Raw genomic sequence first — 19,882 nt, forward strand, 5'->3', positions numbered from 1 at the left:
AGCAAAACCGACGCCGAGAAAAGAGATGAGTCTGAAAGAGTTACCCACCGAATCCATGCCGCGCGAAAAATTGCTGCAACGCGGCCCGCAATCATTAAGTGATGCGGAATTGCTGGCGATTTTCCTACGTACAGGCACACATGGTATGAATGTACTCGCCTTGGCGGATCTGCTGCTGCGCGATTTTGGATCACTGCGCGCACTGTTCTGTGCCTCCAAGGAGCAGTTTTGTCGCCACAAAGGGTTGGGCGAAGCCAAATTTGTTCAATTACAAGCGGTATTGGAGATGACGCAGCGTTATCTCGCTGAAACCTTAAAGCGCGGTGATGCACTTACCAGTCCGCAGCAAACCAAACTTTATTTATCGAGCGTGCTGCGCGATCGCCAACGAGAAGCCTTCTATATATTGTTTTTGGATAACCAACATCGTGTCATTCGTGATGAGATTTTATTTGAAGGGACGATTGATGCGGCGAGCGTTTACCCACGAGAAGTGGTTAAGCGGGCGCTGCACCATAATGCCGCTGCGGTAATACTGGCACACAACCACCCATCGGGTGTTGCGGAACCGAGTCAAGCCGATCGAAGGATCACCGATCGCCTGCGTGATGCACTCGGTTTGGTTGAGATTCGTGTGCTGGATCATTTTGTCGTCGGTGATGGGGAAGTGGTCTCTTTTGCTGAACGTGGCTGGATATAGTCAACACTTATGGTTTGCGGCATTTTTAAGCTTGTGAGTTAGCGAGAATCTGCTAATATGCCCCGACATTTTTTAACCCTGATTCAGCTCGCACCGTAAAAAGATCAGCAAATCCTGCGAAAAGGATCTGTTCGGGTCTTGAGCAATGTGCGGCAAGTTAGTATAATGCGCGACCTTTGATAGCCTTGTATGGGTATTCCATAACGGTTTTTAACCTCAACTTCTGATTTTGGAAAGAGAGAGGTTCGGCCACCAAGGTTGATATCGAGCTGAAACGATTTGGAGAAGACATTCATGTCACGAGTATGCCAAGTAACTGGTAAGCGTCCTGCAGTTGGTAACAACCGCTCACACGCAAAAAATGCTACTAAGCGTCGTTTTCTGCCGAACCTACAAACTCATCGTTTCTGGGTAGAGAGCGAAAAACGTTTTGTTAAACTACGTCTAACTGCTAAAGGTATGCGTATCATCGACAAGAAAGGCATCGATGCTGTTCTTGTAGAGATCCGTGCACGTGGCGAAAACGTTTAAGAGGAATTGAGCAATGGCTAAAGGCATTCGCGAAAAAATCCGCCTAGTATCATCTGCAGGTACAGGTCACTTCTACACCACTGATAAGAACAAGCGCAATATGCCTGGCAAGTTCGAGATCAAGAAATATGATCCTGTAGTTCGCCAGCACGTTGTGTACAAAGAAGCAAAAATCAAGTAATTGATTTAGCTCTTGTTTACAGTGTTGTAAAAAAACCCAGCCTTTGGTTGGGTTTTTTTCTGCCTGTTATTTGGGTTTTGGCTGCCAATAACAGAAGGCCCAAGGTATAGAGCTCCTCTTATACTCAAACTACTTGGCGTTGCAGCTTCAAGTAGCAAGGGGATGACTAGGATCTCACTAAGCACTTTGTTAATCTCAAAACGTTTGCTTATCGCAAGGAGTGATTATGCGCGTTTCTCCCAATCGACGTCGCCGTTGGAACAACATTCTGATTTTGTCTGTGATTGCTTTTATCGCTGTGATTAATCTGCCGACCGTGATTAAAAGCTATTTATTGCCCGATCCGGCGAGCCAGTTTCCAAGCTTACTGAGAACAGACGCCACCTTACAGGCGTTGCATTTCCCTGCGTTTTCATTAGAAAAAAGCCGCGAAGAGTGGCAGTCGGAGCCTGAGTTGAGTGTTGATGGGCAAGAATTAGTGCAGCGTTGGCATGCACTCACTGGGACAGAAGTGGATGAGGCGACGTATCGCGCCCTGCAACCCACGTTGCCAAACGCACAAACGATAGAAGTGTGGTATGCCGATCGCGAAGAGCCACAAAGGATCACCTTCTATCAAACCCCACAATTTTGGTTGCTAAAAAACTGGCAAGATCGTTGGATTGCGGTCTCGGCCGAAGCGAGTTATCTATTCCCTGCGCCATTGTAAGAGGTTGTCATGCCGGAATTACCTGAAGTTGAAGTCAGCCGATTAGGGATCTCCCCACATTTGGTCGGCGGCACCATTCAATCCTTAGTGTTACGTACACCCAAGTTGCGCTGGCCTATCCCTCAAGAGCTGAAACAGCTTGAAGGGCAGACTATTCTCGCGATTCATCGCCGCGCTAAATATCTTATTATTGAAACGGCCGTCGGCAGTGCGATTGTGCATTTGGGTATGTCTGGCTCGCTGCGTATTTTGGATGGCGATTTTCCTGCTGCGAAACACGATCATGTGGATCTGGTGATGACCAGCGGCAAACGGCTGCGCTATAACGATCCGCGTCGCTTCGGGGCTTGGTTATGGTGTGCGCCTGATGAGAGCCATGAAGTGCTCGGGCGTTTGGGGCCTGAGCCGTTGACCGAAGCTTTTAACGCTGAATATATGATGGACAAAGCGCGCAACAAACGCATCGCAGTAAAAGCTTTCATCATGGACAACGCAGCGGTCGTGGGGGTGGGCAATATCTACGCCAATGAATCGCTGTTTACATCACGCCTCCATCCACTGCGCCCCGCTCATTCGCTGAGCTTAGAGGAGTGGCAAACCTTAGTGGCGAACATCAAACAAGTGCTGCAAGTGTCGATTAAGCAAGGCGGCACCACGCTGAAAGATTTTACCCAAAGCGATGGTAAGCCGGGTTATTTCGCGCAAGAGCTGCAAGTGTATGGCAAACCCAAACAGCCTTGCCCCCATTGTGGAGAGCCGATTTGCGAGCAGAAAATTGCTCAGCGCAATACCTTTTTCTGCCCGCAGTGCCAGCATTGATATACCCAAACGACTTAGAGTTGCAGGTAGCCAACACCGCTGCAGCTTCAAGTAGGAAGGGGATTGAGGGATGCAAGCTTGCATCCCTTTGAATAACTAGATTTTTTTCTTTTGATGTAGAGCGTTAGCGACAATAGCGGGCACAAACTCATCCACATTGCCGCCGTGGATCGCCACTTCTCGCACTAAGGTCGACGAGATAAACGCGTGCTCTTCGGCGGGCGTTAAAAACACACTCTCTAAGCCCGGCATTAAACGGCGATACATATTGGTGAGACCAAATTCGTATTCAAAATCGACTGTGGTACGCAAGCCGCGGATCAAGACATTCGCTTTTTCGGCTTTGGCAAAATCAACTAACAATCCGGAAAAGCCTTTCGCGCTGACGTTATCCAGATGAGAGGTGACATGGCGCGCGAACTCGACGCGCTCTTCGAGCGTAAACAGAGTGTTTTTACTCGGGCTGGCGGCCACGGCGATGATCACTTCATCAAACATCTGCGCTGCGCGCTCAATCAGATCCAGATGACCGTTGGTGATGGGGTCAAAAGTGCCGGGGTAAATCACTCGGGAAAGACGTTTTTGGCTCACAATCCGTTACTCATCAATCAGGGAAGTGGCCTCATCCTAACAAAAAGCCTCACATTTACCTATGAAGTCGGTATGATGAGCACGCAAAATTTCACACCTTATCGAGCACAATGAAAAAGTTACTGGTTATTCGCAACGATAAAATTGGCGATTTTATGCTGGCTTGGCCAAGTTTCGCCATGCTGAAAGCTTCTCTGCCGGATTGTCATATCACCGCGCTGGTGCCGAAATACACTGCCGCACTGGCTGAGCTTTGTCCATGGATTGACGCGGTGATCATCGACCCCGGCCAACAGGCGGATAAAGCGCAGCATAAGAAGTTGGTGCAAAGCTTAAAAGCGCAGCAGTTTGATGCTTCTATTAACCTGTTTTCGACCATGTATAACGCGCTCTTAGTGTGGAAAGCACGCATTCCTTACCGTTTAGCGCCCGCGACCAAATTGGCGCAGATTTTCTATCAGCACCGCATTAAGCAAAAGCGCTCGCAATCGGCCAAGCCGGAATACGAATATAATCTTGATTTGGTACGTGCTTTTTTGCGTGATATCGGCCAGCCGATTATTGAACCAAACGCACCGTATCTGACTTTTCCTGCCGAGCAATTGGCAGCGCAGCGCAGCAAACTCGCTGAGCAGTTAGGCATTACTCCCGACAAAGCGTGGCTTTTTGTGCATGCTGGCAGTGGCGGTTCAGCGAATAATCTCTCCCTTGAGCAGTACTGTGAGTTAGTCACAGGCGTGATGGATGAGCACAAACAGGTGGTGCTCACCGCAGGGCCGGGTGAAGAAGAGAAAGCCGCGCAGTTGCAAAGTTTGCTTGCTGAGCAAGGTGTTCGTGCGGCCTTGTATACCAAAAATGATGGACTGGTAGATTTCACGCGCTCGCTGGCTTGCGCGCAGCTTTTCATTGCGGGTTCGACAGGCCCTTTGCATATCGCGGCAGCCTTGGATGTGCCCACGGTCGGATTCTTCCCAGCCAAGCGTTCAGCAACGCCACTGCGCTGGCGACCACTCAACTCGCAAGGTAAGCACATCGCTTTTTGTCCGCCGCCTGCAGACGATAAAGCAAACCAAGAGAACATGAGTCGGATTGATATGAAGAGCGTATTGACTGAGCTTACGCCTTGGCTACGTAGTGTGCGGCTTTAATCATTAAAAAAAGGGAGCTGCGGCTCCCTTTGTCTTTGTTACTTTACTCGATAGATATCCGCTTAGCGTTTGTAGTGCTCGTCATTATCACGTGCCCACAAATCAGCGTATTTCACAAAGGTGGAGTGTGCAGAGAGCAGTGCAATTAAAAATCCCTGTTTTCCATCTAAAAAACCGCGCTTGAGCAGATACATTTTCAAAAAGCAGCCCACAGCATGAACGATGCCTTGAGAAAGGGAAGCCTTCTTGCCTTTCGCTTGACGTTGATCCGCCCACGCTTTGGCGTAACCCGCGGATTTCACCAGATAGTGGTGCACATCGTTATAGGTGTAGTGAATCGCATCGCCCGCTAAAGTTTCGACTTTCATACTTGGTTCAACGTGCACCTTTTCATGCACTAATGCGTCATTGTAACGAGTCAGTTGAGTTGGATAGAGGCGCAGTACGCGATCGGGGTACCAACCGCTATGGCGGATAAAGCGACCAAACACCCAACTGAGACGTGCAAATTGATACAAGGTATCGGGCTTATTAGCGGCAACGGCTTGCAAAATGCTCTGCTTGAGCTCAGGAGTCACTCGCTCATCGGCATCCAGCCACAGCACATAATCCGATTGGACATAAGATTGTGCCAGTTGGCGCTGCGGGCCAAAGCCCGGCCACTTTGCATTCACGTAAAATTTTTCAGTGTAACGACGCGCGACCTGCTCGGTTTCATCGTGACTGCCAGAATCGAGCACCACGATTTCATCAACCCAGTCGTGCACGGTTTGTAAGCACTCATCCAGATGACGCGCTTCATTTTTTACTATCAATGCGACAGCAAGCGTTGGTTTACTCACGAAAAATCCTCGTTACGAATAAATCTGGGTATAAAAGGTGTATCAATCGTTCACCTGTGTGGTCATGATGTCAGCAGATGCACGCTCAAACATCGCAATCACTTGTTGCGCAGTGATGCGCTGCATCGCATTGGGGTCTTTAACCCGAGTGCGCCAATCAACCTGCTGCGGCGTTTTACCGGTTTCCGCAAGTAAAGCTTCTTGGTAAGCGGAAGCAACATAGTGGCGATAATGGTATGGACCTGTGCGCTCAGGATTATGGTGAGCGTAGAGACCAATGATTGGTGTATTCATGGCATTAGCCATATGCGCTGGGCCTGTATCGGGGGCGATCACCAAATCTGCCTGTGCGAGCAGTGCGAGCATCTGTTGCAGCGTGCTTTTTCCCACCAAGTTTAAGACGGGGTGAGCGAGTGCTTGCTCCACTTGCGCGGCCAGATCGCGCTCAACTGGTGCTGGGCTTCCGGCCAAGATCACTTGCCAGCCTTGCTGTTGGGCATGTTCAATAACTGCTGCATAGCCCTCTGTCGTCCAATTCTTATAAGCTTTGCTTGCTCCGGGCACCACAACTAAGCGAGGCTGCTCGGGCTGAAAGTGCGCCTCAGCCCAAGCCAGATCGTCAGGCTGGCAGGTGAGTGACCACTTAGGCTCAATATCGCGAATACCTAAGTGCTCAACAAACGCCAATAAACCATCTAAGACGTGCATTTTGTCCGGTGAGGGAACTTTGACATTGGTAAACCAAGTTTGAAAATCTTGGCTGCGCGCTGCATCAAAACCCAGTTTATAGCGAGCTTTGATCCCCAAAGTCGCAATGCTGGCGCGAAAAGCGTACTGCATGTGCAGCAGCGCATCAAAACGCTCGGACTTTAATTGCTGCCAAAGCTGAGTATAAGCACGCCATCCGAGTTTTTTATCAAACACGATGACCTGAATATCGGGCAGAGATTGGATAAGTTCTGCTTCCAGTTTACCCGTTACCCAAGTGATGCGTGTTTGCGGCCATTGGCGTTGAATCGCTTGTACGGCAGCTATCGTATTACAGACATCACCAATCGCCGATAAACGCAGGATACAGAGGGAGTGTGGGGCTGATTGAAACAATGCCATAGCCAAGCCTATTCGATAAAACTATTCGATAATTGAGCCAGAATTATGCAGAGCTGACCAGAAAATGTAAAATGCAGCACGCCAGATGCAGAGCAAAACTGCAAAACTACCGGATAACGATAGGAATCGCCCCTTGATACAGACGTTCAACGACGCGCAGCAGAAAGTTTGGTTTGACGACGCGCTTTTGCATGAAGACCCAAGTCAATGCTGTAACCCCGAGTTTTGGCAGCAAAATGGTAAAGTGCTCGGAAGCGCGACAGGACGAGGCACCACGTGGTTTGTACAGTTGCAACAGACACAAGGTGCTTTGCGTCATTATCGCCGCGGTGGTTTGTTTGGCAAACTAGTGGCCGATTCTTACTGGTTCACCGGTTGGGAAAAGACCCGAAGCTATCAAGAATTTATGCTGCTCAATCACTTGCGTGATGCTGGCGTTAACGTGCCGCGCCCGATTGCCGCTCGCGTACAAAAACACGGGCTGCTGTATAAAGCCGATCTCTTAAGTGAAAAAGTGCCGAATGCCCGCGATCTGGTGAGTATCTTGCAAGAAAGCCCGATCAGCGATGAACTCTATCGTAAAATCGGCCGTGAGATCCGAAAAATGCACGATGCGCAAGTCAACCACACCGATCTTAATATTCATAACATCTTGATTGATGACCAAGAGAAGGTATGGATTATTGATTTTGATAAGTGTTATGTGCAATCAGGTCATAGTTGGAAACAAGACAACTTAAATAGATTAAAACGTTCGTTTGAAAAGGAAGTTGTCAAACGAGCCGTTAAATGGAGTGAATTAGATTGGCAACCTGTAGTGCAAGGTTACCAATTGGCCGATTAGGATTTGAGCTTACGTAAAAGCTTACCTTCTTGATAACGGTAGTAGCGATATAAGCGCTTGAAATCAAGTGGACGGCGAGTCTGTCCATTAAGATACAGCCAATCCTTAAGGTCATATTCAAGCGCCAGATTACCTCGTTTATAGAAGCGCTCAGTGACATCCAATCCAATATTTTCTGGACAATCCATGAGTAAGTTATTGGCCATAAACTGTGGCCAAAAGTTTTCACCTAAGCCTGCGTGATCGCAGGTTTTACTCTCTATATGGTGCTCTTCATCGAGTAATGCGGAGATCCAATTCAGACATAAAACTTGCTCCGTTGCTGGGTGGCGAGCTTTGTAGCCCGGTTTAAGCGTGAATTGTAATTCTGGTATCCAGCGATCAGACCAAATAGTCAGGAGATCTTGGGTCAGTCCAAAATCAAACAGGTCGCTTTTATGAAAATGCACCGGATGTCCGTAGTGGCTCGAAATAAAAAACGTGCTGCTGGTGAGCACTCGCTGAGTCAAAAATTGATAATTCTGCGCTCGGGGGAGATCGGCATATTGTTCATACAACTCAACAAATTGACGACCCGTCAGCAGGTTATCGGTACGTAACTTAACCGCATAAGGCGTTTTTACCGCTTTCAGCCCCATGTGGGTGCTGTACATCTGACGGTTATTATTGAGTTTAATTGGCTGGCCGTCATAAAAAACGGTATTTGCGCCGGGATCATCCAGTTCCAACACTTGGTCGTAATCGAGCCCATCCAACGGCTGCCCTTTCCAAGTCGAAAGAATGATGGTCGATTTAGGAAAAAAGCGCCGTATGGAGTTCAAACACTGCTCGGTGATGCCCGCGATTTGCTGACGACTGGCACTGGCTTGTACCGGTCCCTGTACAACAAAGGTGATCGCTTCATCATCAATCTTGATCATGGTTGTGGCTGCCTCAAAAAGTCCGTGTATTCATCTGGCACGCCACAAAAAATGACCTCATGACGCGCGATCAGGTGGTAGTGAATATTCAACCCTTTTTGAATGAGCAAATTGTAGAGTGGCGCAATGTATAGCTCGCCTCGCTCCCATTCTTGGCTAGGTTTGGCAACGTATTCGCGATACGCCTCCAAGTAATCCTCTTTACGATTGAAGTGATAAAGCCCAGTGCTACAGAGATTGGAAATCGGATTTTTCTCGGCTGTCTGAATCACTTTAGTGCTGCCAGCATGTTCTGGTTTGGCGAAAGACCAGTTGTCACCACCGCCCTGAAACACTTCTAGGTAGCCATCGCTGTGTTGGCTAATGTCAGGAAATACAAAATTCGGACGAAATGTGTCGATGTTAAACACCGTGATCGAGCCTTGGTAGTCCAAGCCTTGTTTTGCTAATTCCTCTAACCCCAAAGTCACCGTTTCTGCTTGGCCGCGAGTTTCGGTATGCAATTCAGCAATGTAAAACTGTTTAATGCCAAGCTGAGTCGATTTTTCGCGCACAAAGGCCGCTGTGTCGTAAACATTGCGCACAATAAATAGAAACGGAGTGCTAGCAAAATAGGCGGCAAAGCTGTTGACCGAGTGTTCAAACAGGGTTTGACCATGGGCTTCAAGCATATATTTAGGCTGGGTATAGCCGGCTTTAAAGAAACGAGAACTCATTCCCGCCATTGGGATCACAATCATTGATCAAGCCTCAGTAAAATTTGATGGAGACGAAATGCATTCGCAAACAAGGCATCTTGGCGGCGACGATCATCGGCATGCAAAGGCAACATGGAGAGGAATAGTTGAATTTGCATCGCGTAGAGATTTTTCGCCGTGAGACCGAAGGTCTGTTCAATCAGTTCGATAAAACCTTGCTGCGTCTCTTTATGATGGCTCTGTTCGGCAATCTTTAATTCGATCGCGTTATCGGCAATCTCAACATGGTAGTAACCGGCAATAATCCAGTCATATAAGCCAAGAATCGAATGACTCAGCTTAGCGAGATCGTAGCGGATATCACCATACAGTGTTTTCTGTCCGTCAGGCGTCATTCCTCTAGGGTCAATCGTCTTAATTTTGTTGGCTCGGAAGTCATACAAAATGTTGCTAAAGCAAAAATCACCGTGCAAGACCCCTAGCAAGGGTTTGCTATCAGGTAGATGTTTTTGGCTATCGTGTAGAATTTGCGCTAGCGAAACATCTTGTCCCGCAAACTGCCATTGATCTTCTAAAGTGATGTGTCGCGCTGTACAGAATTCGTTAAGGCGTAGAGCGGTTTTATCGGCAAATAGGATGTCGAGAGTATTGATGGGAGCATTTTGCTCGACCGTTTGCTCAAGGCATAGACTTAAAAACTCCACTGCGCTAGCTAAGATTTTCTGCCAGATTTGGCTCGGTAATCTGGAAAAAACGAATAACTCGTTCAGTGCTGTTAGGTAGAGATACTCTAAACGATAGGAAATTTTCCCCTCGCTGTTTTGGCTGCCTAAATATTGTGGAATGAAACCACGCATCGCCATCGGCAGATTGTCAAACCAGTAAGCCTCAGCGGCGATTTTTTGGTTTTTGATGCTTGATTTTTCAATCCATTTAGCGGTGATGGTCAGCTCATTAAAGGCGCGTTGCGTCGTAAATTCGGCTTTAGAGTGATAGTAAGTATTCACATGGCCAAAATCGAGCCAACCGATGGAGTTGAGCGCACTTAGGCCAACGCTTTTATGATAGCGATTGAGGCCTGCAATAAACTTCCATTCACTCTGTGTTATACAACGAACCAGTTCCCGTGGTCGGCTGAATTTGAAGTAACCATCGATAATTCGCTGACTTTCGTGACTCATGGGCGTATTGACATCTTGTAGCCAATCGACTTCATCATTAGTTAATACGGCCCAGTTATAGCTGTCTTTTGCCGTGGAAACGCTGACGATATCATCGCCAACCGGCAGTTGGTTAAATAGCGTATCACCGTAGAGGATGTGCAGTGGTGCATTGAGTGAGTGCCCACTAATATTGAGTGCCGCCACCAGTGATGCCCCTAAGCTGAGTCCATCTGGTGTAGCGATAATTGTCACCTGATGTTGTTCAAGCCATTGGTGGTCAATCTCTGAGACAGCATAAGATTCAGGCAAAGAGAGATAGACTTTTACGCCTTGTGGTGCCAAAGCGACTTGATGCTGAAACAGGCGACGATTGCCTAACGGCAGAAAACTCGGAGGAATACGCCCAAATTCAGATTCCAACTCTTGGCCAACATAGGCACCAGACATAATTAGGAACATGATTTTTCCTTCTCAAAGAGTTGGTGGATCTCTTCCAAACTCATCGAGGCAAATTCGGAAGGGCGCACGGCGCGATCATCAATGTAAAAGCCATCGTGCCCACACCAAGGTTTTCCTACTAAAATTTCATCATAAGGCACCTGGTGTTTATCCAGCCACTCAGTAATGATAGGAAGCGTGTGAATATTGATTTTGCCGACGTTACCTTCATAAGTGCGCATATTACGCGCCGTCGAAATCACAATCTCAAACCCTTGTTGGTGGTACTCGCGAAGCTTTTCAATCACATCAAGCCGAGGTAGCACGTTACGATAATCTGAAGTATTGGCTTGGGTGAGAGTGCCGTCGAGGTCGACGATCAATTTTTTCATTGGACGAATTCCTTAGTAAAACCTAATTCGATCAAGGTGTTTTCGAGAGCCCCACGATTTTGCATCACGATCTTTAACGCATTTTTTCCGCATTGCTGCCGTTCTTGAACATCAGCAAACCAATGGTTTACCAGCTTGGCAATAGTTTCTGATTGGTCAGCAATCACACAGGCATGTGCATTGATGAGCGCGTGGGTGATATCAGTAAAGTTGTAAAAACTAGAGCCTGTAATGATGGGTTTTGCCAGTGCAGCAGGTTCAAGCAAATTATGTCCGCCGACTTTTTTGCCCACTAAACTGCCACCCATAAAACACACATCAGAAGCGCCGAGTAATACCAGCATCTCACCCATGGTATCACCGAGATATACTTGAGTGTCTGAGATTATGGTTTGTTGGCTGCTACGAGTTTGCACTGAAAAAAGGCTGGCTGCGAGCTTATGCACCGCCGCAAAACGTTCAGGATGGCGCGGCACTAAAATCAACAAAGCATTAGGATGCTGCTTGAGGATTTCTTGATGCGCCGAAAGCACAATTTCATCTTCGCCTTGATGCGTGCTGGCGGCTATCCAGACTAGACGATGTTTACCTAAAGCCGTTCTGAGCGCTTCACCTTGAGCAATCACCTCATCGGTGATGTTGATATCAAACTTAATCGAACCGGTAATTTTGATTTTTGTCTCAGCCACACCGAGCTGAATAAAACGCTGCGCATCGTCTGCAAATTGACATAACACTAGGCTGAGAGGTTTCGCCATACTGTTAAAGAACGGGCGAATACGCTGATAGCCGCGATAGGATTTTTCCGAAAGTCGTGCATTCACGAGTGTAATCGGCAAACCCGCTTTGGCAACGGTATGCAGAGTATTTGGCCACAGTTCTGTTTCCACTATGATCAATTGGCAAGGTCGGACACGACGCAAAAAGCCTCTTACTGCAAACGAAAAATCAATCGGGGTATAGCGATGCTCAACCCAATCGGCCAACTTTTCCGCTTGTTCTGCACCCGTCGGGGTCGTGGTAGTCAGCAGAATTGGTGTATTCGGTGAACATTGCTTAATTTGTTTTATGAGTGGCGTTACCGCTAGGGTTTCACCCACCGACGCGGCATGGATCCAGATCGGTGGGGTTGTGGTTTTTAGTGGTGGGGTAATGCCGAAATGCTCTTTCCAACGTTTTCCGACACTGGGTTTTCCCTGTTTATGGCGATAGAGGCCATACAGTAAAAGCGGTGCAGCTAAAGTGAGTAAAAGCGTATAAAGCGTACGGAGCAGCATTATTTTTTCACGAGATCTTCGGGGTTGATGTGTGTCCATTTACCACGAGGTTTATCAATGTACTGGAAGTGTTCATTGGTAAAGGTGCCCTGAATACAGACGTATTTACGATCTTGAGTGTGAATCACCGCTTTAGCTGACAAGATGTTATTGAGTACTGTTGGTCCTGTGGAGTGATACACCCCCATCGAAGGCTCGTAGTGATTCACGTTATAAACCACCTGTTCAATGGTGGCCTGCAGATCGGGATTGTTTGGTGCGGTCGCAATGAAGTAGTTAGTAATCTCGGTATTATTTTTAATGCGAATATACAGCTCTTGTGAGTCGTCGAGCAGCTTATCGAGCGGCCATACTAGCGTGGCATCAATATCCATATACACACCACCATAGGTATTGAGTACCACTAAACGCCATAAGTCAGCTTGGGCTGCACCGTTAGTGAGGCGAGAGTAAGCATCATAAACTTCTGGTGATGCATGTTCTTTTAAGAACTCACCACGCGCTTCGGTACTCACATAGCGATAGTCACAGTTGAGCGACATTAGGCGGTTAAACAGATAGTTAAGGTAAACCGGTAGTGAGGCTTGATCGGTAAAGTTGGTTTGCCAAATAGTGCGTGGAATGGTGGCATTGGCGCGCATGTTTAGTTTGGCGGGTGAATAAGCGGGAATCGTAAAACGCAGCTTTGGAAACACCCAATGAAACGGGTAAGAGAGCATCTTAAATAGGTTGCCAGTCAGGCGGATTAGTCGGTTGGCAATCACTTTAGCGGTGTTGTTCATAAGTGTTTATATCTCATTAGCGAGTGCCGATTTCGCATCGGGCACGATAAATAGGTTTAGCGCTTCAATGACACGAGAAGGCAATAGAGAATTGAGGCAATCCATATGGCCTAGCGGGCATTCTCGTTTAAAGCAAGGGCGACACTCAATCTCGGTATGCACCATCGCCAGTTTATCGGTCAGTGGTGGCGTATATTTGGGGGAGCTAGAGCCGTAAATGGCGACAATATTACACCCGACTGCTGCAGAAACATGCATTAATCCAGAGTCATTACTCACCACCGTATGACAAGCAGCAAGTAAGTCAACCGCTTCAATTAATGAGGTTTCTCCAGCAAGGTTGGCACAGTATGCTTGTTGCTCTGAGCTTAATGCTTGTTGTATTTGGGTTGTGACCGGATGATCTTTCGCTGAACCAAACAACCACACCTGAAAACCTTTTTCAATCACATAACGAGCGACTTCGGCGTAGTAGTGATCGGGCCAGCGTTTAGCTGGGCCAAACTCTGCACCAGGACAAAGACCGATAATTGGCCGCGTCGAATCTAAGCCAAGTCTCTGGCGCGCCGTCTGTTGCGCTGTATGGTCAACGGTGAGTTTTGGTCTTGGACAGTGTTCCAATGAAACGTCTGCTCGCATTGTCGCTTTTGGATGAGCTAATGCGACGTACCTTTCAACCATGTATTGAAAGACACGTTTGTCCGGACGTAAGTCATTAAGCAGCCCATAACGAAATTCACCTTTCCAGCCAGTACGGCGTGGAATTTTGGCGAATACCGGAATCAGAGCAGATTTTGCTGAATTGGGTAGCACATAAGCCTGAGTGTAGTGTTTGTCTCGTAGCTCATGGCCAATAGCCCGACGCCCTAGTAGGTTGAATGCACCGTGTCCGATCGTCATTTCAATCGCCTGATTGACTTCGGGCATGCGTTCTAAAATCGGTTTGCACCAAGCTGGCGCTAAGACATCAATCTTTGCGCTAGGATGTAACTGCTTGAGCCGTTTATATAAGCTCTGTGACATCACCATATCGCCTACCCAAGAAGGGCCTACAATCAGTAACTTCATTTTTCACCGTCATTCTTATTTTGCGGCTATTCTAACACAGCACTAGTTTGATAAAACTCACTTGCGTTCAACAAATGCATTCAAATGCCAGTCAAGATATGCTCTAATCTGACCCAGTTTGATAATCAGCATTGTGTAGCGCGTTGGCGACTATTCTTATAAGAATTCGAGTTTTCCCTGATGAAAATCTACGTAATTAGCCTTAAAAACAGCTTAGATAGACGTGCATCAATTGAACAGCAAATGACCTCTCATGGTCTGAAGTTTGAGTTTTTTGATGCGATTGATGGACGAGTCGATCCTCCCCATCCACTCTTTGCCAATTATGACTATACCAAGCGTCTTTGGTTGACGAGTGGCAAAATGCCTATGCGAGGAGAGCTTGGTTGTTACGCAAGCCACTATTTGATGTGGCAAAAATGTGTCGAATTAGGGGAGCCGATCGTTATTCTAGAAGATGATGCTAAAATTCTTCCTAGTTTTATTAATTACCTCAATATCATACGAGTAAAAACGCAAGAGTATGGATTTCTTCGATTGGAAGAGGCTTACGATCGTAGTCGTCTGTTTTTAAAAGAAAAAACAAATGACTTTAAGATCTCTTTTCTTACCAATAATTTTGGAGGTGCGAGAGCTTATTCGTTATCTCCTGAGAGTGCTAAAAAATTAATAAAAGGTTCTCAACGTTGGTCTATGCCCGTTGATAATTATATGGGGTCGTTATATCTACACGATATGCCATCATTTGTATTTTATCCCAGTGTTGTAGAAAACCCAGATCATTTTGAAACGACTTTCCAAAATGATAGGCAACCAAGTGCGCCGTTATATAGAAAGCCTACAAGGGAATTATATTCATTATATAGAAAAATAAAGATGGCATTAGCAAACAATGTTTACAAAAAATAAACACATATCAAAATTAGAAGCTGCATTTTTTATATCTCCGTTAGCCATACTACTTATGGCTATTTTTAATTTTCCTGACACAAAGTTTATCCTCTCAAGACTTATCCCCGTGGTTTGTCTTTATGGAATGATAAAGTATGGAAAGGAAATAAAGGATAATTATAATTCACAATTGAAAAGCTTTCTGATTTTTGGCTTTGGGGTTGTAGTGGTATATTCTATTTATCACGTTATTCGAGGAGATGGATTCAGTTTGGCGAGAACATTAATTACAAGTCTGGCTTATTTGATTTTTGTACCATGGAAAAGAATTAATCCAAAAGTGGTATGTTATATCATTGCAATTGCTGCCATTGTTTGCGGTTTAAATGCATTTTATGAACGTTATGTTTTAAATATTTACAGAGTCGGCATTGCAACTAATCCAATACCATATGCATTGTATGTATCTTTTTTAGTATTGTCTTGTGTTTATCTATTATTGAACTCGCAATCAAAAACATTAAAACTACTTGCGTCTATCGGTGGCTCGCTTTCCTTATCTGCGATCATTATGACTGATGTGCGAGGAGTAATACTCTTTCTTCCAGTTGCCATCATCTATTTGGTGATCACCACAATTAAACCGATATGGAAATATTATGTTGCTTCGATATTATCGGTAATGTTTTTTTTAGGCGTTTTTTATACGATATTTCAACCTGAGATTAATGCTCGTATTACTCAGACTCAAGGCGAAATCGCTTTGATAAAGCAAGGTTATTTAAGTAGTTCTATAGGTGTACGCTTGGATTTGTGGATGCATGGAGTGGACATTATTGCTCAAAATCCGCTCTTTGGAGTGGGTGATATTGGACTGCAGGATCGCATTTCAAAAATGACGAATCCTGGTGCAGCAACACAGCCTCATCTACATAATCAGTATTTAGATTTTTTAGCACGCTATGGCATAGTGGGTACTCTGGTAATCTTTTTGTTTTGCTTAGCTCTAATTTTTAATTTAAATAATTCGGCTTTTGAATATATTGGTAATCCGCTAGTTAATAGTATGTTTATGATGCTGATATTTGCTGGCTTAACCGATGTGCCTTTGCATCACACCCATATTGTTTATTTGTTGACGATCTTGTGTGGCCTTTTGATTCGTTTTTCAGAGAAAGGTGTGAATAAAAATCTTCATCTGTTTAAATACTACTGATTGTTATTCTGATTACGTTTTTTTCTATAATAAGGTCGGTCTTTTTATTTTGATAAGGCCGATTTTTATTTTTATTGAAAATCGTGTAAATATTAATTTAAAAAGTTAACTCTTCCTGCCAAGCAATAGAGTTGGCGATCACTCGAGCTGGATTACCAGCTGCTGCAGAATTATCGGCAAAAGAATGTGTTACGGTTGAGTTAATGCCTACTATCGAACCACTTCCAATTGACACGCCTTTTAAGACAGTAACATTATCCGCTAACCATACATGCGAGCCGATATGGATATTTTTTGCAGGGTTAACACGCTTACCATCACGTAAAATATCATGTCCATCACTGGTCATTAGTTTTACGTTGCGCGAAAACATGCATTCGCTACCAATAATTAATGTAGTGTCATATTCTCGGCATGATAAAAAACAGTTTTCGCCAATTACGCAGTTTTCGCCAATTTCTAAGAGACAATTGTTGCCATTGAGCTCGATAGAGACGCCTTTTAAATTTGCACCATCATGGATAATCAGTTGGTTATTATTACCATTAACATAAATGTCGCAATAGCGGATACGAGTATTTTTACCTATTTGAATCTTGTTGTTAGGTTTTACCCGAATTTTATTGCGCAGTTTTGAAATTAATCCAAAGCCAGCCATCTGCAACCTCTTATGATTTTTTGTTCATTTTTCTAAATAGATAATTCCCTTTCACTTTTCGCCAAAGACCAAAAGTGTCGGTTCTTGGAAAAATCGCAATCCGACGAATTTGATAGGGATCTTGGTGCATCACAAGTGGACCGCTGTTGGTCGCTACGGCAAATCGATAACCCAGATCCTGAGCCAGTTGTTTAGAGGTTGCATCATGGTCACCATAAGGATAAGCAAAGGAGGTTAGTGGCTCTCCGATTAGCGCTTCAAGTTCGAGTTTGTTGCGCAATATCTCTTCGCGTTGTTCTGATTCGCTGAGCTTACTCAAAAAGGGATGAGTCATCGTATGACCCCCAATTTCTACTAATCCAGAGTCATGTAACGCTTTAACTTGCTCCGGTGACATCAAAGGCACCACTTTTTCTGGGTTGTCACTCACTTCGACATCCCAGCGATTAAAATTCTCGCCAGTCACCACATACACCACGGCTTTAAATTGATACTTTTTGAGCAGCGGTAGTAACAACTCATAGTTGTCGCGATAGCCATCATCAACGGTAATCATGATAAAACGCTTACCCGGTTGTAAGCGATGAATAAATCCCTTCTCGGCTAGTTCTTTAAAGGTCAGAGTTTCAAAGCCCATCTTTTTAAGCAACCGAAAATGTTTCTCAAGCTGCTGAATATGCAAATAGGTTCCATGTACACCTTTTTCGCTGTCATCACGAATAAAGCGGTGGTACATGATGATGGGAACTTCTCGTTGTAATTTGTTGACGTAAACCGTTTGATAAAGGCTTTCAAGCTCATTCACAATCACTTGTAAATCATAGTTAAGCTTGATCTGTTCAGTGATCTCTTGAGCGCAGTGTGGTTGACTTAGGCCTTGCTCAATCAAAGCGGGGATCTGCTGGAAATCTATCGCCAGATCGTGTGGGCCGATATCGCCAAAATTGGTTGCCATGGCTTGGTTTAGATTATCCAATTCGATAATGCCCACACAGCTAGCTTCACCAATCGCAAGAGTCGGGCGACCACACAGGAGTGCCTCCATCGCGACTCGTCCTGCACCAATCACCAAATCTGATTGAGCCATGACCTGTTCAACGTTAGCGCTGTAGCCGGGAAATGAGACTTTATCTTGCAGTGCGCTAAAACGCTCGGTCAATGGTGTACCTGTGATCACTTGAACTTGGTAGCGGTCGAGGTCTAAACACTCTGTCAGCAACCTATAGCAAAGTTCACCTTTAGGGCCACTGAGTCTGCCAATGATAGAGATAACCGGCTTAGGATTATTGGGTGCAGAGCTACGCTTGAAGGTACCTGTTTCTATCCCATTACGGCTTACGTGCAGTTGGCTCTCTGGTACATCGAGATCTTTGATTAATTGCTCTCGTATTGCTTCGCAAACAGGCAGTGCTTTATCTCCCATTGCATGGAATTTTTTGCGCGAAGCATGTACCGGTTGACGACCATGGATCGTGGTAACCATTGGAGTATTAGTCAACTGGCAGGCAATATGGCAACTCCAGCTTGATGCTCGTGAGTGAGCATGGACTAGCTGGATCTGATGTTTCTTGATCAGGTAAACCAGATAGGCGACATGCCAAAAGCGCCGCGGGATGCTGCGTTTATTAAAGCGCAGTTTAAAAAACAGGCCATCGTGAGCTTTGGTGAGCGTATCGGAAACATAAAATACCTGATGGCCACGTTGAGTGAGCTCATTACCTACACTAGTGGCATACACCTCGGCTCCCGTTATTTCGAGTTGGGATAGGGCCATCAAAATATTCATCTAAACTCCAATTTCCACATTTGCTAATACACCCCTTACAGGGCTAATTCTATTTGTTCCTCCCCCTTTAAGGGGGAGGTTAGGAGGGGGTTTAAGGGTTTCCCTTACTTACGATTAATCAGCGCCATATATTCAGCGACACCTTCAGCCACAGTTTTGAACTGTACATCACAGCCAGCAGCACGAAGTTTGGTAAGGTCAGCCTCGGTAAACTCTTGGTAAGCACCTTTAAGATGGTCTGGGAATGGAATGGTTTCGACTTCGCCACGACCATGGAATGCGATCACCGCTTTCGCCACTTCGTTGAACGATTCCGCTTTACCAGTACCACAGTTAAAAATGCCGGATACGCCATGATCTAAAAACCACAAATTGACCGCCGCGACATCACCGACATACACGAAATCACGTTTGAAGTGCTCACTGCCAGCAAACAGTTTCGGGTTTTCACCGGCATTCATTTGATTGTTCAAATGAAAGGCAACCGAAGCCATCGAGCCTTTATGCTGCTCACGAGGACCGTATACGTTGAAGTAACGAAACCCCGTTATTTGCGATAAGGTTTCGTTGTGTTGTTTCGCATCTAACCATAGGCGGCGCACATAGTTATCAAATTGCTGTTTCGAGTAACCGTAAACGTTGAGTGCACCTTCGTATTGCGGTTCCTCAATAAAGGTATCGGTTTCACCATAGGTGGCTGCCGAAGAGGCGTACAGGAAGGGAATTTCACGATCTAAACAGTAGTGCAGCAGCTCTTTAGAGTATTCATAGTTGTTGAGCATGACATATTTGCCATCCCATTCTGTGGTCGCAGAGCAAGCACCTTCATGGAAAATGGCTTCAATGGGCCCAAAATCATCACCGGCCATGATCTGAGCAAGGAAGTCATCTCGATCCATGTAATCGGCGATCTGTAGGTCAACCAGATTTTTGAACTTACGACCATTTTTCAAATGATCGACAACCAGAATGTCATTGATACCACGCTCATTAAGCGCTTTGATAATGTTGCTGCCAATCATGCCAGCGCCGCCAGTTACGATAATCATTATGAATTCCTATAGATGCGAACAGTTGCACGCATTATAGACTGTCATTTTCTTACTGTAATCACAAAA

22 protein-coding genes are annotated in these 19,882 nt (G+C 45.7%); 9 read left to right on the forward strand and 13 right to left on the reverse strand.

Annotated elements, in window-relative coordinates:
- Positions 1-25: 25 nt before the first annotated feature.
- The 5 genes from radC (at position 26) to mutM (ending at position 2,940) form a co-directional block, all read left to right on the forward strand.
- Positions 26-700: a RadC family protein gene (radC, locus tag VOA_RS00390; protein WP_000053459.1), complete on the forward strand. Its 675-nt coding sequence runs from the start codon at positions 26-28 to the stop codon at positions 698-700.
- Positions 701-994: 294 nt separating this feature from the next.
- The gene (gene rpmB, locus VOA_RS00385; protein ID WP_000091952.1) at positions 995-1,231 is read left to right on the forward strand and encodes a 50S ribosomal protein L28; all 237 of its coding nucleotides are present in this window, start codon (positions 995-997) and stop codon (positions 1,229-1,231) included.
- Between the two features lie 13 nt (positions 1,232-1,244).
- Entirely contained in the window at positions 1,245-1,412 is a 168-nt protein-coding gene (gene rpmG / locus VOA_RS00380; protein ID WP_001051801.1) for a 50S ribosomal protein L33, read from the forward strand.
- Positions 1,413-1,638: 226 nt separating this feature from the next.
- Positions 1,639-2,121 carry a hypothetical protein gene (locus VOA_RS00375; RefSeq protein WP_001266250.1) on the forward strand — a complete coding sequence of 161 codons (483 nt, stop codon included), beginning with the start codon at positions 1,639-1,641 and terminating at the stop codon, positions 2,119-2,121.
- Between the two features lie 9 nt (positions 2,122-2,130).
- A complete protein-coding gene (gene mutM / locus VOA_RS00370; RefSeq protein WP_001114649.1) occupies positions 2,131-2,940 on the forward strand; it encodes a bifunctional DNA-formamidopyrimidine glycosylase/DNA-(apurinic or apyrimidinic site) lyase in 810 nt (269 codons plus the stop codon).
- A gap of 96 nt (positions 2,941-3,036) precedes the next feature.
- Here mutM and coaD read toward each other — a convergent pair whose 3' ends face one another.
- Positions 3,037-3,531 carry a pantetheine-phosphate adenylyltransferase gene (gene coaD / locus VOA_RS00365; RefSeq protein WP_000078885.1) on the reverse strand — a complete coding sequence of 165 codons (495 nt, stop codon included), beginning with the start codon at positions 3,529-3,531 and terminating at the stop codon, positions 3,037-3,039.
- Between the two features lie 110 nt (positions 3,532-3,641).
- Between coaD and VOA_RS00360 the strand changes: the two genes are divergently transcribed.
- Positions 3,642-4,679 carry a glycosyltransferase family 9 protein gene (locus tag VOA_RS00360; RefSeq protein WP_000735612.1) on the forward strand — a complete coding sequence of 346 codons (1,038 nt, stop codon included), beginning with the start codon at positions 3,642-3,644 and terminating at the stop codon, positions 4,677-4,679.
- 62 nt (positions 4,680-4,741) lie between these two features.
- Here the strand turns inward: VOA_RS00360 and VOA_RS00355 are convergent, their stop codons facing one another.
- Positions 4,742-5,521, reverse strand: a complete 780-nt coding sequence (locus VOA_RS00355) for a glycosyltransferase family 2 protein (protein WP_000042989.1) — start codon at positions 5,519-5,521, stop codon at positions 4,742-4,744.
- 42 nt (positions 5,522-5,563) lie between these two features.
- On the reverse strand, positions 5,564-6,631 hold the full coding sequence (locus VOA_RS00350; protein ID WP_001173301.1) for a glycosyltransferase family 9 protein: 1,068 nt from the start codon (positions 6,629-6,631) through the stop codon (positions 5,564-5,566).
- Between the two features lie 85 nt (positions 6,632-6,716).
- On the opposite strand from VOA_RS00350, the gene VOA_RS00345 reads away from it, so the two are divergent.
- Positions 6,717-7,475, forward strand: a complete 759-nt coding sequence (locus VOA_RS00345; RefSeq protein ID WP_080480540.1) for a 3-deoxy-D-manno-octulosonic acid kinase — start codon at positions 6,717-6,719, stop codon at positions 7,473-7,475.
- Here the strand turns inward: VOA_RS00345 and VOA_RS00340 are convergent.
- The 7 genes from VOA_RS00340 to waaF are packed head-to-tail and all read right to left on the reverse strand — an operon-like array spanning position 7,472 to position 14,213.
- A complete protein-coding gene (locus VOA_RS00340) occupies positions 7,472-8,395 on the reverse strand; it encodes a WavE lipopolysaccharide synthesis family protein (protein WP_000590011.1) in 924 nt (307 codons plus the stop codon). The genes VOA_RS00345 and VOA_RS00340 overlap by 4 nt on opposite strands.
- Positions 8,392-9,135 carry a glycosyltransferase family 2 protein gene (locus VOA_RS00335; RefSeq protein WP_000635456.1) on the reverse strand — a complete coding sequence of 248 codons (744 nt, stop codon included), beginning with the start codon at positions 9,133-9,135 and terminating at the stop codon, positions 8,392-8,394. The genes VOA_RS00340 and VOA_RS00335 overlap by 4 nt, the downstream gene beginning before the upstream one ends.
- Positions 9,132-10,715 (reverse strand): hypothetical protein, encoded by a 1,584-nt coding sequence (locus VOA_RS00330; protein ID WP_000478639.1) that lies wholly within the window; start codon positions 10,713-10,715, stop codon positions 9,132-9,134. Before VOA_RS00330 ends, VOA_RS00335 begins: the two co-directional genes overlap by 4 nt.
- The gene (locus VOA_RS00325) at positions 10,706-11,086 is read right to left on the reverse strand and encodes an HAD-IIIC family phosphatase (RefSeq protein WP_000734010.1); all 381 of its coding nucleotides are present in this window, start codon (positions 11,084-11,086) and stop codon (positions 10,706-10,708) included. Before VOA_RS00325 ends, VOA_RS00330 begins: the two co-directional genes overlap by 10 nt.
- Positions 11,083-12,363, reverse strand: a complete 1,281-nt coding sequence (waaA, locus tag VOA_RS00320) for a lipid IV(A) 3-deoxy-D-manno-octulosonic acid transferase (protein WP_000926846.1) — start codon at positions 12,361-12,363, stop codon at positions 11,083-11,085. The genes VOA_RS00325 and waaA overlap by 4 nt, the downstream gene beginning before the upstream one ends.
- Complete coding sequence (locus VOA_RS00315) at positions 12,363-13,145, reverse strand: glycosyltransferase family 32 protein (protein WP_001066212.1); 783 nt, start codon at positions 13,143-13,145, stop codon at positions 12,363-12,365. Before VOA_RS00315 ends, waaA begins: the two co-directional genes overlap by 1 nt.
- Positions 13,146-13,151: 6 nt before the next feature.
- On the reverse strand, positions 13,152-14,213 hold the full coding sequence (waaF, locus tag VOA_RS00310) for a lipopolysaccharide heptosyltransferase II (protein ID WP_000770963.1): 1,062 nt from the start codon (positions 14,211-14,213) through the stop codon (positions 13,152-13,154).
- A 180-nt stretch (positions 14,214-14,393) separates the two neighbouring features.
- Between waaF and VOA_RS00305 the strand changes: the two genes are divergently transcribed.
- Positions 14,394-15,122: a glycosyltransferase family 25 protein gene (locus tag VOA_RS00305; RefSeq protein ID WP_009356200.1), complete on the forward strand. Its 729-nt coding sequence runs from the start codon at positions 14,394-14,396 to the stop codon at positions 15,120-15,122.
- A complete protein-coding gene (locus tag VOA_RS00300) occupies positions 15,106-16,320 on the forward strand; it encodes an O-antigen ligase family protein (protein ID WP_000494471.1) in 1,215 nt (404 codons plus the stop codon). Before VOA_RS00305 ends, VOA_RS00300 begins: the two co-directional genes overlap by 17 nt.
- Before the next feature lie 97 nt (positions 16,321-16,417).
- Here VOA_RS00300 and VOA_RS0118855 read toward each other — a convergent pair whose 3' ends face one another.
- The 3 genes from VOA_RS0118855 to rfaD all read right to left on the reverse strand — a co-directional run bounded on the left by VOA_RS0118855 (position 16,418) and on the right by rfaD (position 19,813).
- Entirely contained in the window at positions 16,418-16,978 is a 561-nt protein-coding gene (locus VOA_RS0118855; RefSeq protein ID WP_000896831.1) for an acyltransferase, read from the reverse strand.
- 10 nt (positions 16,979-16,988) lie between these two features.
- Positions 16,989-18,764: a polysaccharide deacetylase family protein gene (locus VOA_RS00295; protein WP_001023751.1), complete on the reverse strand. Its 1,776-nt coding sequence runs from the start codon at positions 18,762-18,764 to the stop codon at positions 16,989-16,991.
- Positions 18,765-18,868: 104 nt separating this feature from the next.
- Positions 18,869-19,813 (reverse strand): ADP-glyceromanno-heptose 6-epimerase, encoded by a 945-nt coding sequence (rfaD, locus tag VOA_RS00290; RefSeq protein WP_000587787.1) that lies wholly within the window; start codon positions 19,811-19,813, stop codon positions 18,869-18,871.
- Positions 19,814-19,882: the final 69 nt, after the last annotated feature.

The organism is Vibrio sp. RC586, from assembly GCF_000176715.1.
In the GTDB taxonomy this organism is placed as follows: Bacteria; Pseudomonadota; Gammaproteobacteria; order Enterobacterales; family Vibrionaceae; genus Vibrio.